This window comes from Microbispora sp. H10949 (assembly GCF_014161435.1).
GTDB classification, from domain to species: domain Bacteria; phylum Actinomycetota; class Actinomycetes; order Streptosporangiales; family Streptosporangiaceae; genus Microbispora; species Microbispora triticiradicis.
This window is the reverse complement of the sequence record NZ_JABBWZ010000007.1, coordinates 438,109-452,289: the sequence shown is the minus strand read 5'-3', so window position 1 is coordinate 452,289 and position 14,181 is coordinate 438,109. Positions and strand designations below refer to the sequence as shown.

11 protein-coding genes are annotated in these 14,181 nt (G+C 72.8%); 2 read left to right on the top strand and 9 right to left on the bottom strand.

The window, feature by feature from the left end; all coding sequences use genetic code 11:
* Window positions 1-122 precede the first annotated feature (122 nt).
* The 5 genes from HHX40_RS21375 to HHX40_RS21355 all read right to left on the bottom strand — a co-directional run bounded on the left by HHX40_RS21375 (window position 123) and on the right by HHX40_RS21355 (window position 7,127).
* Entirely contained in the window at window positions 123-1,454 is a 1,332-nt protein-coding gene (locus tag HHX40_RS21375; protein WP_182872967.1) for a cation:proton antiporter, read from the bottom strand.
* A 15-nt stretch (window positions 1,455-1,469) separates the two neighbouring features.
* The gene (locus tag HHX40_RS21370; protein ID WP_220499372.1) at window positions 1,470-2,858 is read right to left on the bottom strand and encodes a cytochrome P450; all 1,389 of its coding nucleotides are present in this window, start codon (window positions 2,856-2,858) and stop codon (window positions 1,470-1,472) included.
* A complete protein-coding gene (locus tag HHX40_RS21365; protein ID WP_208758792.1) occupies window positions 2,852-3,898 on the bottom strand; it encodes an alpha-hydroxy acid oxidase in 1,047 nt (348 codons plus the stop codon). The genes HHX40_RS21370 and HHX40_RS21365 overlap by 7 nt, the downstream gene beginning before the upstream one ends.
* Window positions 3,895-5,463 (bottom strand): NAD(P)-binding domain-containing protein, encoded by a 1,569-nt coding sequence (locus HHX40_RS21360; RefSeq protein WP_182881986.1) that lies wholly within the window; start codon window positions 5,461-5,463, stop codon window positions 3,895-3,897. Before HHX40_RS21360 ends, HHX40_RS21365 begins: the two co-directional genes overlap by 4 nt.
* A gap of 65 nt (window positions 5,464-5,528) precedes the next feature.
* Complete coding sequence (locus HHX40_RS21355) at window positions 5,529-7,127, bottom strand: class I adenylate-forming enzyme family protein (RefSeq protein WP_220499371.1); 1,599 nt, start codon at window positions 7,125-7,127, stop codon at window positions 5,529-5,531.
* Window positions 7,128-7,310: 183 nt separating this feature from the next.
* Here HHX40_RS21355 and HHX40_RS21350 point away from each other — a divergent pair, with 183 nt between their 5' ends.
* Window positions 7,311-7,964, top strand: coding sequence for a GNAT family N-acetyltransferase (locus tag HHX40_RS21350; protein WP_182881985.1), 654 nt, complete (start codon window positions 7,311-7,313; stop codon window positions 7,962-7,964).
* Between the two features lie 65 nt (window positions 7,965-8,029).
* Here the strand turns inward: HHX40_RS21350 and HHX40_RS21345 are convergent, their stop codons facing one another.
* The 4 genes from HHX40_RS21345 to HHX40_RS21330 all read right to left on the bottom strand — a co-directional run bounded on the left by HHX40_RS21345 (window position 8,030) and on the right by HHX40_RS21330 (window position 11,713).
* Window positions 8,030-8,491 carry a PPOX class F420-dependent oxidoreductase gene (locus tag HHX40_RS21345; protein ID WP_111700386.1) on the bottom strand — a complete coding sequence of 154 codons (462 nt, stop codon included), beginning with the start codon at window positions 8,489-8,491 and terminating at the stop codon, window positions 8,030-8,032.
* Between the two features lie 146 nt (window positions 8,492-8,637).
* Window positions 8,638-10,866, bottom strand: a complete 2,229-nt coding sequence (locus HHX40_RS21340) for an ATP-binding protein (protein ID WP_182881984.1) — start codon at window positions 10,864-10,866, stop codon at window positions 8,638-8,640.
* 73 nt (window positions 10,867-10,939) lie between these two features.
* Complete coding sequence (locus tag HHX40_RS21335; RefSeq protein ID WP_182872970.1) at window positions 10,940-11,167, bottom strand: hypothetical protein; 228 nt, start codon at window positions 11,165-11,167, stop codon at window positions 10,940-10,942.
* Window positions 11,168-11,239: 72 nt separating this feature from the next.
* A complete protein-coding gene (locus tag HHX40_RS21330) occupies window positions 11,240-11,713 on the bottom strand; it encodes an NUDIX hydrolase (protein WP_310738218.1) in 474 nt (157 codons plus the stop codon).
* Between the two features lie 162 nt (window positions 11,714-11,875).
* Between HHX40_RS21330 and HHX40_RS21325 the strand changes: the two genes are divergently transcribed.
* Window positions 11,876-14,128, top strand: a complete 2,253-nt coding sequence (locus HHX40_RS21325; protein WP_182881983.1) for an MMPL family transporter — start codon at window positions 11,876-11,878, stop codon at window positions 14,126-14,128.
* Window positions 14,129-14,181 lie beyond the last annotated feature (53 nt).

Sequence of the window (14,181 nt, the reverse complement as noted above, 5' to 3'; positions counted from 1 at the left end):
TATCGCGAAATATCCAGACTTTGGGACGTCGCTCCGGCTCCCGCCCCCGCCGTTCTGCGTTTTCTCCGGATTTTCCCTGGCCGCCTCCCGAGCGGAACGTGAAAGTAGCTGAAACCGTTTTCTCAGGCGGCCGCCCGTTCGCGCCCGGCCAGGCTCTCCGCGTCCGCCGCCTCCGCCCGCTCGATGCGTTCCGGCAGCGCCAGTTTGTACAGCGGCAGGGCGCTCGCCGTGGTGAGCACGGCCACGAGGACGAGCATCGCGAAGAGCTCCTGCGTGATCATGCCCTGGGCCAGGCCGATGTTGATGAAGATGAGGATCATCAGCCCGCGGGCGTTCATCATCGAGCCCACGGCCCAGGACTCGCGCCAGCCGAAGCCCAGCCCTCTCGTCGCGAGGGAGCAGCCGAAGTACTTCCCGCAGAAGGCCGCGGCCAGGATCAGCGCGAACGCCAGGAGCGCGGAGCCTCCGGCGATGCCTGCGAGATGGGTGTTCAGCCCCGAGAACGCGAAGAAGACGGGGAGCAGCAGGGTCGAGACGACGTCCATCATCCGGCCGTGCAGGGCGGCGCGGAACGCCGGCTCGCGCGGCATGGCCAGCCCGGCGATGAAGCCGCCGAACACCGAGTAGACGCCGATCGCGTCGGTGATGTACCCGGCGGTGAGGGGCACCAGGACGACCACGTAGACGGCGCCGGCGCCGAACCGCCCGGTGCGGGCGACCTGGCGGCCCAGGGGGCGCAGCAGCCGGGCGACCACCAGGAGCATCACCGCCGCGAACACCGCCGTCAGGCCGATCGTGCGCAGCGTGTCGGACGGGCCGCCGCCCAGATGCACCGCCGACAGAGCCGCGAGCAGGCACCACGCCACGGCGTCGTCGATGGAGGCGGCCAGCAGGGTGAGACGGCCGACACGCGTGTTCTGCAGCCCGCGCTCGTACAGGATCCGCGCGAGCATGGGGAACGCGGTGAGCGACAGCGCTCCCCCGAGGAACAGGGCGAACTCCCACCGGCCGACGTCGGGGCGGGAGAGCCGGTCCCACAGGAGGAGCCCGGCGCCGAGGCCGAGGACCATCGGGGAGCCGATTCCCGACGCCGCGAGCACGCTCGCCTTGCGCAGCTCGCCCGGCGCCCGGGCGTCGTGGTCGATCCCGGCTCCGACGAGGAACATGTACAACGTCAGGCCGATGGTGCTGAGCACGTACAGGATCGGCCTGACGTCGGCGGAGAACAACGCCGCCTGGGCGTCGGGGAACAGCGCGCCGAACAGCGTCGGCCCGAGCAGGACGCCGGCGACCATCTCGCCGACGACGCGCGGCTGCATGACCATGGTGGCCAGCCGGCCGCACACCGCCGCGGCCAGCAGGATGACGGCCAGGGCCGGCAGCACCTTGAGAGCGAGTGCGAGGTTGGGGTCGGTGGCGGGTGCGGCCGCCAGGGGAAGGGCCGGAACGAGCATGACACGCTCCTCAGCTCATGAACGGATGGCGTCGCCGGAGAGATCGGCGAAGTGGCGCTCGCACAGTCGCAGCCTGCGCGCGTCCCAGACCATGTACGTGCCGAGGACGAGCTGCACGAGGCTGCGCCAGAGGTTCTCCCAGTCGTCCCTGAACCGCATGAACAGCAGCGTCATGCGGTGTCCGGGCCCGCGCGGGGCCCCCAGGGGGGTGAGCAGGCAGGGTCCCCGGTTGGGCAGGGACCGGGTGTGGGCGGCGGTGGAGTCGAGCCGGTACGCCCCGAGGATCTCCCGCACCGCGACCCGCATCATCAGGGGGGCGAGCCGCCAGGCCGGGCAGGGACGGTTCGCCGGCATGCCGAACGGGATGTGGTTGAGCTCCCGGACCGGGGTGTGCCCGGGGGCGAAGCGCCCGGGATCGAAACGCTCCGGGTCGGGGAACCCGGCGCGGTGGAAGGAGGGGTAGTCGAAGCACAGCACCGAGCCGGCCGGTATCGCCGCCCCCTCCCCGAGGGGGATCTCACCGGTGGTTATGCGGTGCGCGATGCCGAAGAGCGGGTAGAGCCGCAGCGTCTCCGAGATCACCTGGTCGAGGTAGCGGTCGTCACCGCCACGCGCCCTGTCCTGGACCTCCGGATGCTGCGCGAGGGCCATCAGCACGTGTGCCGTGGCCTCCGACATCTGCACCACGGCGGTGTTGAAGAAGGCGCCCTGGAGGTAGAGCGCCCGCTCCCGGTCCGTCAGGCCGGGTGGGAGTTCCCGCCTCACGTCGTCCCGCAGCCTGGGCAGCGACTCGACGAGATACGCGGTCAGCCGGTCGCGCCGGTCCATGTGCCGCAGGCCGCAGCACTTCAGGGAGGTCACGACGTCGTCCGCGTTGCCGACGATCAGGTCGCGGGCGTACGGCGGGCACTCCTCGCCGAAGACGAGCTCGTAGGAGAACTCGGCCCACGCCGGCATCGTCAGGTCACGCAGCCGGACCACGCCGCGTCTCTCCCGTCCCTGCCCGTCTCGCAGCGCACGAGTCACGCAGCGGCGGGTGAGCTCCTCCGCCCGGGCCCGCGGCACGGACAGGATCCGGCGGGTGGCCAGGGCGACGGCGTCGTAGCGCTCTCCCTCCTCCAGGTGCTCCTGGTGCATCTCGGGTCCCGGCGACAGCCAGTACCAGAACAGGTCCGACAGGGCGGCGCCCCTGCTGCGGCCGGAGGCCGCCGGGTGGGAGTAGACCTCCCTGAACCGATCGACGCCGACGAGATCTCCGGGGACCGGGATGCTCTCGTCGCCGTTGATCCGGGTGAAGACCCACCCGCGCAGCGCGACGACCCGCCCGGGGAGCCACCGGGGCAGGCTGACCACGACGAGGGCCGCGGCCACCCATCCCGCCGTCGCCCACATCCCGCTCAGCACGGCCGCACCAGGTCGGGCCCGAGGTCCCGTACGGAGGCGACGCCGCACAGGGCGAGCGCGTGCTCGATCTCGTCGCGGAGCAGCCCGAGCACGCGGGCCGCGCCGCGCTCGCCGTCCGCCGCGAGGCCCCAGATCACCGGACGGCCCACCGCGACGGCGGACGCGCCCAGCGCCAGCGCCTTCACCACGTCGGTGCCGCGCCGGATCCCGCCGTCCACCAGCACGGGTACGGCGCCGCCGACGGCGGCGGTGATCGCCGGCAGCAGGTCGACGGCCGCCGGGACGGTGTCGAGCTGCCGTCCGCCGTGGTTCGACACGTACAACGCCGACACGCCGTGGTCCAGGGCGAGGCACGCGTCGGCGGGATGGGTGACGCCCTTGAGCACGATCGGCAGCCGCGTCATCCGCCGCAGCCGGTCGACGTGCTCCCAGCCGACCTCCGGCGACATGACGATGGGCCGCACCCGGTCGCCGTCGCGCAGGTTCTCGCAGCACATGCCGTCGGGCAGGTCGTCGAAGCCGTTGCGGGCGTCCCGGTCCCGCCGCCCCCGGGCGGGGGAGTCGACGGTGACGACCAGCGCCGCGCAGCCGGCCGCCTCGGCCCGCCGGACGATGGCCTCGGTGAAGTCCATGTCCGGCTGCAGGTAGAGCTGGAACCACAGGGTGACGCCCGACGCGGCGGACGCGACGTCCTCGACGGCCATGGTCGAGGCCATGCTCACGATCATGACGGTGCCCGCGGTGGCCGCCGCGCGGGCCGTGGCCCGCTCGCCCTCGGGGTCGGCCAGCCGGTGGAACGCCGTCGGCGCCACCAGCACGGGCATCGCCAGGGAGCTGCCGAGCAGGGTGATCCCGGTCCGGGGGCTCCCCGCGCCGCGCAGCACGCGCGGCAGCAGCGCGAGCCGGGCGAACGCCGTCTCGTTGGCCCTCAGGGTGATCTCCTCGCCGGCCCCGCCCGCGAAGTAGTCGTAGTGGGCGGGGGCGAGGCGGTCGCGGGCCGCCGCCTCGTACTCCCCGATGGTCGGCAGCACGGTCGTCACACCGAGACCGGAAGGCTGTGGTGCTGGAAGAAGTCCCGCAGTGGGTTGAGATGCACCTGCTCGGACGTCCAGTCGTTCTCCAGGTTCTCGGTGACGTGGTGGACGGCCTCCACCACGCCGTTCCGGAAGAGGCGCACGACGGGGTGGAGGTAGTGGCCCTCGTGCGCGCGCTCCGCGTCGCTCTGGGTGATCCGCCCCACCGAGATGTCGAAGGGGTCGACCTGGTCGTGGCCGGGGCCGTACTCCAGCGTCACGGCGAAGTGGCCCTGGTCGCCGACCGGCGGGCCCTGCAGGTCGAGCGGCACCTCCTCCAGATAACGCGCGCCGCCGCGGCCGTCGGGGACGATGACGTCGGCCAGCACCCCGAACTGCTGCCACAGCGCCGAGCTGCGGTTGACCCGTTCGAGCACGGCCGCCGCGAGCGCGCCGGGGTCGCCGGACAGCTCGCGGCCCGGCCACTCGACGCCGTGGTACCGCGCCTCCAGGGCTCGGTGCAGGGCGCGTACGCCGTACCGGAACCCGTGGATGAACCCGCTGGTCCCCCGCTTGAAGTCGCGCGACTGGGTGATGGTCCCGGCGAAGTGGAGATCGGGCACGTTGACCGACTCGTACGCCGGGGTCAGCGCCGGGAACCTGTCCTTGATCGCCAGCTCGGGACGGCATTCGGGCGCGAAGATCGAGGCGTCGAACCGGAATCCGGTGCAGACGATCACCCGGTCGTACGGGATGTCCTTGGTGATCTCGTCGGCCCGGACGAAGGCCACGGTCACCAGGTAGGAGCCGTCGGCCCGGCGCTCGATGCGCCGGATGTCGCCGTCCAGCACGGCGTTCTGCAACTTGAGCTGGTAGGTGTCGAGGAAGTTGTTGTTGTACGCGCGCAGGTGCCCGACGAAGTGGGTCTTCCAGGCCAGCTTGACCGATTGCGGCCCGGCCACGTGGATGACCGCGGCGGTCTCGATGAGGTTGTCGGCGGTCTCGAAGGCCGAGTTGGCCTTGCCGATGATCAGCACCCGCTTGTTCGTGAAGTCGGCGGGGTCGACGGAGACGGCGCCGTACTGCTCGGCGGTCTCGATGCCGGGGATCGGCGGGACGTTGGGCTGCGTGACCCCCGTCGCGACGATCACCCGCCGGGCCGTGAACGTCCGGCCGCGCTCGTCGGTCACCCTGAACGGGCCGCCGGCGTCGGGGCGCGCGACCTCGGCGACCCGCGCGTCGTACGTGATGTTCGGCTCCTGGGCGGCGGCGAAGTCCTCCAGGTAGCGGACCATGTCGTCGGCGTCGGGGAAGTAGCGGTCGCTGTACTGGGTGAACAGGAGCCGGGGGTCGTCGGACAGCAGCGAGTTCCAGTCCATCCGGAGGTTGAGCTCCGGGTCCTCCCAACCGGTGTACTTCTTGTTGATGGAGATGAGCGTCCGGTGGCGGGGAAAGGTCCGGAAGAACGCGCCCGGCGCGGGCGTCGCCTCCAGGATCCGGTAGCTCCGCCCCGCCCGGTGCAGGAAGTGGCCCATCTGCAGGCCCGCCGGTCCGGCGCCGATCACCAGGTAGTCAAGGATCTTTTCCGGCACTGCCGCCTCCCTCGCTGGGGTGGTTGAAGTTTCACCAGTGTTGGCGGGTGATTCTCAGAAAACTCTCAGAGCGCGGACGGCGGGTGCCGTTCCAGCAGGGCGCGCTTGTCTGGTTTGCCGCTCGCCGCGACCGGCACTCCGGGCACCGTCGTGATCGTCCGGGGCACGCTGTCCGCGCCGAGCTCGGCGCGGACCAGGTCGGCCAGGGCCGCGGAGTCCGGCGTGCGGCCGGGCACGGGGACGACGAACGCGTGGACGGCCTCCCCCGTCCGCTCGTCCGGCGCGCCGGTCACGTACGCCTCGGCCACGTCCGGGTGCCCGGCCAGCACCCGCTCGATGGGACCGGCGTAGACGACGATCGCGTTGACCATGACGACGTCCCTGGTCCGGCCGGCCAGGTAGAGCAGGCCCGCGTCGTCCAGGCGGCCGAGGTCGCGGGTGCGCAGCCAGCCGTCCCGCAGCACGTCGCGGGTCTCCTCCGGCTGTCCCCAGTAGCCCGTCATCAGGAAGGGGCTGCGCACGTGGACCTCACCGGTGCGTCCCGTCCCGACCGGGCGGCCCTCCTCGTCGCGCACGCTGATCTCGACGCTGGGGTGGGGGCGGCCGACGGAGGCCGGCGCGCGGGTGAGGTCGCCGGGGTTGAGGATGGTGATCATCCCGGCCTCGGTGGCGCCGTACGCCTGGTAGACGACGGGGCCGAGCCGGTCCGCCGCCTCACGCATCCGGTGGGGGCTGATGGGCGACCCGGAGACCATCAGCATGCGCAGGCTGCCGACGTCGACCCGCTCCTCGCGGAGCAGGTCGAGCATCTGGCACAGCCGGGGCGCGGTCACGATGGCGCTGGTGATGCGGTGGCGCTCGACCGCGTACGGGAACAGCGGCCGGCCGTCGTCCTCCGGGATGACCACGGTGCCGCCGCCGAGCAGGCACGGCCCCAGGAACTCCAGCATCACCAGGCTGGCCAGGGTGCCGAACAGCAGGTGCCGCCCGAACCGGTCGGTGAAGCCGGGCTCGACCGACGACCAGACGCGCGGCCAGGACCAGTGCGCGGCGAGAGCGCGGTAGGTGAGCACGCAGCCCTTCGGCTCTCCGGTGCTGCCGCTGGTGAAGGTCAGCAGGGCCACGTCGTCCGGCCGCGCCGTGACCTCGGGTATCGGACCGCCGCCCGTTCCGGCCGCGGTGAGGATGTCGACGGCGGCGGGCACGCCCTCGACGGGACCGAGTGACAGCACCGTCGCCGGCCCGGCGGCGTCGAGCACCTCCGGGGTCGCGGTCGCCGGGTCGACGACCACCGCGTCGACGCCCGTCCCGAGGACGTGCGCGAGCTGACGGGGCGTGTATCCGGGCTTCACGCTCACGATGCGGCAGCCCAGCACGTGCGCGGCGATCTGGGCGGCGAACGCCTCCGGCGTGACCCCCGTCCGTACGGCGACGCCCCGGCCGGGCCCGAGACCGGCTTCCCGCATCGCCACGGCCAGGTGCCCGATCAGGCCCAGCAGCTCGCCCCTGGAGACGGTCCTGTCCCCCTGTTCGAAGGCCGGGCTGCCGGGCGCGCTCCGCAGCGCGTCCAGGAGCACCTGCGGAAACGCCACGGCGTCGGCCTCGGCGGGCGCGGCGGGCAGGGGAGATGCGGCGGGCGCGGTGGGTACGGCGGGATCGTGCACGTCCAGCTCCTTCGTCTCGCGGGCGCCGGACCGCGGCGACGACGCCGTCGGCCGCGGCGCGGGTGCCGGTGTGCCACCGGCACCCGCCGACGGTAGGAGGCGCACATCAGAGCCGCATCAGAGCCAGGACCGTTCCCGGAAATCGGGGTGCGGCGAGGCACCCGGTCTTGCCACGATCGGCGCATGCGACACTGGCCGCTCTTCGCACTCAAGGTGACGACCCCCCGGCTGGAGCTACGGCTGCCCACCCTGGACGACCTCGACGCGCTCGCCGACCGCGCGGCGGAGGGCGTCCACGAGCCCGGGGGGATGCCGTTCGGGGTGCCGTGGACGGACGCCCCGCCGCTCGAGCGCGCCCGCTCGACGGTCCAGATGCATTTCCGGCAGTGGGGCACCTGGTCCCCCGACGATTGGCACTGCTCCTTCGTCGTCGCCTGGGAGGGCCGGATCGTCGGCACGCAGGAGATGGCCGGCCGCGACTTCGCGTACACCCGGGAGATCTCCACCGGCTCCTGGCTGGGCCTGCGCTTCCAGGGCAAGGGCATCGGCACCGAGATGCGCGCCGCCGTCCTGCACCTCGCGTTCGCCGGGCTCGGGGCGCGCCACGCGGTGTCGTCCGCCTTCACCGACAACCCACGGTCGCTCGCCGTGTCGCGCAGGCTCGGCTACCGGGACGACGGCATCGAGGTGCACCGGCGCCGGGACGAGGCGGCTCGGCAACAGCGCGTGCGGCTGGCCCGCGAGGACTGGACGGCCCCGGACGGGTTCGCGATCCACGGTCTCGAACCCTGCCTGCCCCTGTTCGGACTCGCCGAAGGCCGCCCCCCGCACGCCTAGCCGTACTGCCCCGTGCGCTCATGCGTGCGGGGCGAGCTCTTCGGACGAGTGGCGTCTCCTCGGCGTCAGGCCAGGCGCGGCGGGAACCCGCCGGTGGCCACCGGGCCCCAGGAGATCGGGGTGACCCGCAGCAGCGACTTGCCCTGCCGGATCATCGCCGCGCGGTACTCCTCCCAGTCGGGGTGCTCACCCGAGATCGAGCGGTAGTACTCCACCAGCGGCTCAAGGGCGTCGGGCAGGTCGAGCACCTCGGCGGCGCCGTCCACCTGCACCCACGGTCCGTCGAAGTCGTCCGACAGCACGACCACGCTGACGCGGGGGTCACGGCGGGCGTTGCGGGCCTTGGCCCGCTCGGGGTACGTCGACACGACGATGCGCCCCTCGGGGTCGACGCCGCAGGACACCGGGGACGCCTGCGGCCCGCCGCCGCTTCTCGTCGTGATCAGGATGGCCTTGTGGCGGTCACGGACGAAGTCGAGCAGTTGTTCACGGGAGACGGTCTCGGCGGTCGCGATCCTGGGACTCATGACGCAACTCTAGTAACCGGTCCCCGCCGCGACGTGACCTGCCGGGGCCGGGCTCGCCGCGTCGAGGCGGAGCACGCGGGGTCACCGCCTGCCGGACCCGGAGTCGCCGGCCCGCGCGATCGCACGCGGCCTCTCTCCAGCAGGCCCTAGACGGCCGGCCTCCTGTTCACCCAGGCCGCGACCTGGACGCGGGACCGGAACCCCAGCTTTTCGAGGATGTGCTCGATGTGGCCCTCGGCGGTGCGCTGCGAGATGACCAGCCTGCCGGCGATGTCCTTGTTGCTCAGCCCCTCGGCCACCAACCGCGCGATCTCGGTCTCCCTGCGGGTCAACGGCGCGATCTTCCCGGGTGCGTGGGCGGCGGGCGGTCTGTCCGCCAGGGCGTACGCGACCGCCTCGTCCGAGGGCATGCCCGCGCCCCGGGCGAGCGCGGCCCGGAAGGCGGCCTCGCCGAGTTCCGTACGGGTCGCCGCCACGCACGCGTCGTGGAATCGGCTCAGGTAACCGAACTCCCCCATCCGCGACCCGGCGGCCGCCCAGACGGCATCGGCGGCGCCCAGCAGCCGGGCCGCCCGCTCGTGGTCGCGCGCTCCCGCCGCGAACCAGGCATGGGCCTCCAGGTTCACGCCCAGGCCGAGCCGGTCGTCCAGCAGGGCGCTGTGCCGCAGGCTCTCGTCGCCGTGCTCCACGGCCGCCCGCGCGTCCCCGCGGCGCCAGGCGGAGATCGACAGCGCGAGCAGCGCGTACGCCCGGTGCCGGCCCTCGCCGTACAGGTCGCACAGGGCCACGCACTCCTCGGCGAGGCCGCGGGCCTCCGGACGGCCGAGGGACGCGTTCGCCAGGGCGAGCCGGCTGAGGGCGAGCGCGAGACCGACGGGGTCGCCGACGGCGCGGTGAGCCCGCGCGGCCTCCTCGTACCACCGCATGCCGGCCCACAGGTCACCCCCGCGGACGGCGGTCATGCCGGTGAGGAACGCGACGTGGCCGTGGATCCCCCGCAGGCCGAGCCGCGCGGCGATCGCCCCGGCCTCCGCCAGCCGCACGGCCGCGGTGGCGTGGTCTCCGCCGAGCAGGGAGATCCAGGCCCCCGCCCACAGGCCGTGGGCGCGCGCCTCACCCGGATCCGTCTGGGCGGCCAGGCCCCGGCCGAACCAGCCCGCCCCCTCCGACAGGTGGCGGCCGCTCCAGTGGTACAGCAGCTCCGCGATCATCGTCAGGGCCGTCCCGGCCTCTCCCGGCTCGCGCAGCGACCAGTCCAGCGCCGTACGCAGGTCGGCGTGCTCGCGCTGGAGGCGCCCGGTCCAGGACCGCTGCGCGACGCCGGACGGCTCCGCCCAGGCCCGCGAGGTGATCTTCCGGTAGTAGTCGCGGTGCCGCCGGCGCAGCGCCGCCTCCTCGCCGGTCTCGGCCAGCAGCGCACGGCCGAACGCCCGGACCGTGTCGTGGAGGTGGTAGCGGACCACCCCGTCGCGCTCCCGCCGGAGCAGGACCGCCGCGTCGGCCAGACCGGCGACCAGCGCGGGCACGTGCTCCCGGGCGACGCCGTCCCCGGCGCACACGTGCTCGGCCGCCTCCAGGTCCACGCCGCCGCCGAAGACGGAGACCCGCCGCCACAGCAGCCGTTCGCCGGGCGTGCACAGGTCGTGGCTCCACTCGAACAGCACCCGCAGCGCGCACCGATGCCGCGGCCTGGCGTCCAGCCCCTCCAGCACCTGCCGCACCGACAGGTCGCGCAGCCGTACGGCGGCCATCTCGATCGCGAGCGGCAGCCCGCCGAGGCGGCGGCAGATCCCCGCCACCTCGCACCCGGCCGTCTGGAACCCTGCCGTTTTGAACCCTGCCGTCCCGAACCCCGGCACGACGGCGGCGGCGCGATCCGCGAACAGCCGCACCGCGTCCGGCTCCGGGAGCGGCGCGAGCTCGACGACCCGCTCGCCCGGAAGACCGAGCGGCCGCCTGCCGGTGACCAGGACCCGAAGCTCGGGAAGCGCGCGGACCAGCGTGTCCACGAACGGCGCGCACCCGGGGAGAAGGTGCTCGCAGCCGTCCAGCACGACCAGGGCCGGCCCGCCGCGCAGCCGGTCGATCACCGCCTCCAGGGGCGGCCCGGCCGAGTGGCCCGCGACCGGCAGGGCATCGCCCACGGCGTGCACCAGCAGCGCGGGGTCCTGAAGGGCGGCGAGCTCGGCCACCCGGACGCCGCCGGGGAAGCTCCCGCGCGCCTTCTCGGCCACCCGCAGGGCGAGGCGGGTCTTGCCGACGCCGCCCACGCCCACCACGGTGACCACGCCCGCGTTCCCCAGCAGACGCCCGATCCCGACCAGCTCGGGACCGCGCCCGACGAAGCCCGCGCCTCCCGGTCCCTCAGCGGTCATGACGCCCATGCCGCCCCCGTCGTCCGTACGCCAGTGGCCTCTACCAGCGTACTTTCGCCGGCGCGGCCGTCGCTCAGGCGGAGCCCATGCGCCGCAGGATCTGCTCGCGCCTGACCTGCAGGTCGTCGATCAGCGCCTCCTGCTGTTCGACGTTGGTCAGCAGGGTGGCCCGCTCCGCCATGTCGGTGGGCGCGTCCCAGCTCTGCCCGATCTCCTCGCGCATCTGCACGCTGTCCCGGCGCATGCGCTCGATCTGCGCGTCCAGCTCCTCAAGCTCCTTCTTGAGCTCCGGATCACCCATGCCACACCGTCCCGCTTCCGTCACTCGCGCTCGTCGTTCCGTTCGCCCACCCCATTTCCACGCGGAGGAGAACTATTCGAGGACGGAGCCGCCGAGGTACTCGGTCGTGCCGCTCTCCCGCGCCCGCGCCGCGGCGGTCAGCCGGGTCAGCAGGTACGCCGGGAGGAGAGGAGCGGCCTGCTCGGCGGTGAAGAAGCCGTAGTCCTCCAGCTCCTCCTCCTGGAGCACCATGCCGGTGCCGTCCTCCACGACCCCGCAGTCGAACAGGAAGTGGACCAGCGGAATCGGCCGGTCGTCGAGCGGCGGCACCCAGTGGACGACGAGCAGGCGGCCCACCGGCAGGACGAGGCCCAGCTCCTCGGCCAGCTCCCGGTGGCAGGCCGCCTCGGGCGACTCGCCCTCGTCGACGTGCCCGCCCGGCCAGCCCCAGTGGTCGCGGTAGCCCGGCTTGACGAGCAGGACCCGGCCCGAGGGATCGGTGACGAACCCGGCCGCCGCGGCGGCCACCTTGAACAGGCCGGCGTAGAAGGCCTCCGCCGGTATCACCGCAGTTCCGATCGCATGTCCCTGAGCCTAGTCGGGGACGTCCCCTAGACCGCTGGGAGGAGCGGCGTACGCCCAGGGCAGTACGCGGGATCTGGTCTGCTCGCCCGATGTTTCGCCCTTGATCGACTTCTACCGTCGAGACAGTCGTGAAAAGGGGAGGTCATGAGAGGCCGCAGGAACATCGCCGCCGCCATCGGCGGCTGGAGCGCACGCCACCGCTGGCTGGCGCTGCTCATCTGGATCGCGTTCGTCGCCGTGGCGACGGTCGCGGGCAACGCCGCCGGCACGGTGGAGATGCGCGGCTACGAATCCGCGAACGGCGACTCCCGCCAGGCGGAGCGGATCCTCGACGGCGCGGCGTTCAAGGACGTGGCCGGCGAGATCGTGCTGGTCCAGTCGCGCACGGGGACGCTGACCATCGCCGACCCGGCCTTCCGCCGGGCGGTCGAGGACGTCAGGAAGGCCGTGGAGGCCACCGGCCAGGTCGAGCACGTGCGCACGCCGTACGACAAGGAGCCGTCGCCGGTGACGCAGGACCGGCGGACGACGCTGGTGCAGTTCGACATGAAGGGCGACGGAGGCACGGCCGAGGAGCGGATCCAGCCGGTGCTCGACGCGGTGGCCCGGGTGCAGGGGGCGCATCCGGACCTGCGCGTGGAGGAGGCCGGATCGGCCAGCGCGGGCAAGCTGATCGGTGAGGCGATCGACAAGGACTTCGTCCGCGCCGAGCAGCTTTCGCTGCCCATCACGATCGGGATCCTGCTCGCCGCGTTCGGCGCGCTGCTGGCCGCGATCGTGCCGGTCGCGCTCGCGATGACCGCGATCTTCGCCGCGACGGGCCTGCTGGCCTTCACCAGCCACCTCCTGCACGTCGACTCCGCCACGAGCAACGTCATGCTGCTCATCGGCCTCGCCGTCGGGGTGGACTACTCGCTCTTCTACATCATGCGGGAGCGGGAGGAGCGGGCGAGGGGCCGGAGCAAGAAGCGGGCCATCGAGATCGCGGCGGCCACCTCGGGACGCGCCGTGCTGATCTCCGGCATCACCGTCATCGTCGCCATGGCGGGCATGTTCCTCACCGGCAACGGCGTCTTCATGGGCTTCGCCGAGGGCACGATCCTCGTGGTGCTCACGGCCGTCGTCGGCTCGCTGACCGTCCTGCCCGCCCTGCTCTCGCTGATCGGCGACAAGATCGACGCCCGGTTGGTCCACGGAGTCGTACGGGTCGTCACCGGCGGCCGGGTGACGTGGCGCCGGGTGCTCGGCGTGCGCGGCGGCCAGAGCCGGGTCTGGGGGGCCATCATGCGCCCGGTGCTGCGCCACCCGCTCGTCTCGGTGCTCCTCGCCGGCGGCCTGCTCGTGGGCCTCGCGATCCCCGCCTTCCAGTTGAAGACCGGTGCGCAGACCATCGACGACCTGCAGGGCGACTACCAGATCGCCGAGACGTTCAAGCGGATCGACAACGCGTTCCCCGGCGGCAACGAGCCCGCGGTCGTCGTGGTCGAGGCCGCCGACGTGACGACGCCCGCGTTCACCGCGAAGATCGAGGACTTCAAGCGGCGGGCGCTGGCCACCGGCGAGGCCAACGAGCCCTTCGCCGTCGCCGTCAACCCCGCGAAGACCGTGGCGAAGATCAGTATCGGCATCAAGGGCACCGGCGCCGACGAGGTGTCCGAGCACGCGATCCGCACGCTGCGCGACGAGGTCGTGCCGGCCGCCCTCCCCGGCGCCCACGTCACCGGCAACACCGCGGGCTCGATGGACTTCAACGAACAGCTCGGCCGCAGGATCCCGCTGGTCTTCGCGTTCGTGCTGCTGCTGGCCTTCGTGCTGCTGCTGGTGTCGTTCCGCTCGCTGGTCGTGGCGGTCAAGGCCATCGCGCTCAACCTGCTGTCCGTCGCCGCGGCGTACGGCGTGCTCGTGCTGGTCTTCCAGAAGGGGTACGGCGAGAGCCTGCTGGGCTTCCACTCGACGGGGACGATCACCAACTGGCTGCCGCTGTTCCTGTTCGTGATCCTCTTCGGGCTGTCGATGGACTACCACGTGTTCATCCTCAGCCGGATCAGGGAGGCGTACGACAAGGGCATGAGCACCGAGGACGCCGTGGCGTTCGGGATCAGGAGCACGGCGGCCGTCGTGACGAGCGCCGCGCTCATCATGGTGGCGGTGTTCGCGACGTTCGCCACGCTGTCGCTGCTGACGTTCATGCAGATGGGCATCGGCCTCGCGGTGGCGGTCCTGATCGACGCGACCATCGTCCGGGCGGTGCTGCTGCCGGCCACGATGAAGCTGCTCGGCGACTGGAACTGGTACCTGCCGCGCTGGCTCGGCTGGCTCCCGCGGCTCTCCCATGGCGACGACGCGGCCGAGGAGGCCCCCGAGACTCCCGAGGAGCGGGTCCCGGCCCTCGTCTGATCACCCGAAGCCCGCACCGGGACGGCCCAGTCGACACTGGCGCCGTCCCGGCG

Excerpts from the sequence above, each read along its gene's own strand:
- HHX40_RS21335 (WP_182872970.1), bottom strand. The coding sequence starts at position 11,167 with ATGGGTGATCCGGAGCTCAAGAAGGAGCTTGAGGAGCTGGACGCGCAG.
- HHX40_RS21350 (WP_182881985.1), top strand. The coding sequence starts at position 7,311 with ATGCGACACTGGCCGCTCTTCGCACTCAAGGTGACGACCCCCCGGCTG.
- HHX40_RS21375 (WP_182872967.1), bottom strand. The coding sequence starts at position 1,454 with ATGCTCGTTCCGGCCCTTCCCCTGGCGGCCGCACCCGCCACCGACCCC.
- HHX40_RS21325 (WP_182881983.1), top strand. The coding sequence starts at position 11,876 with ATGAGAGGCCGCAGGAACATCGCCGCCGCCATCGGCGGCTGGAGCGCA.
- HHX40_RS21345 (WP_111700386.1), bottom strand. The coding sequence starts at position 8,491 with ATGAGTCCCAGGATCGCGACCGCCGAGACCGTCTCCCGTGAACAACTG.
- HHX40_RS21340 (WP_182881984.1), bottom strand. The coding sequence starts at position 10,866 with ATGACCGCTGAGGGACCGGGAGGCGCGGGCTTCGTCGGGCGCGGTCCC.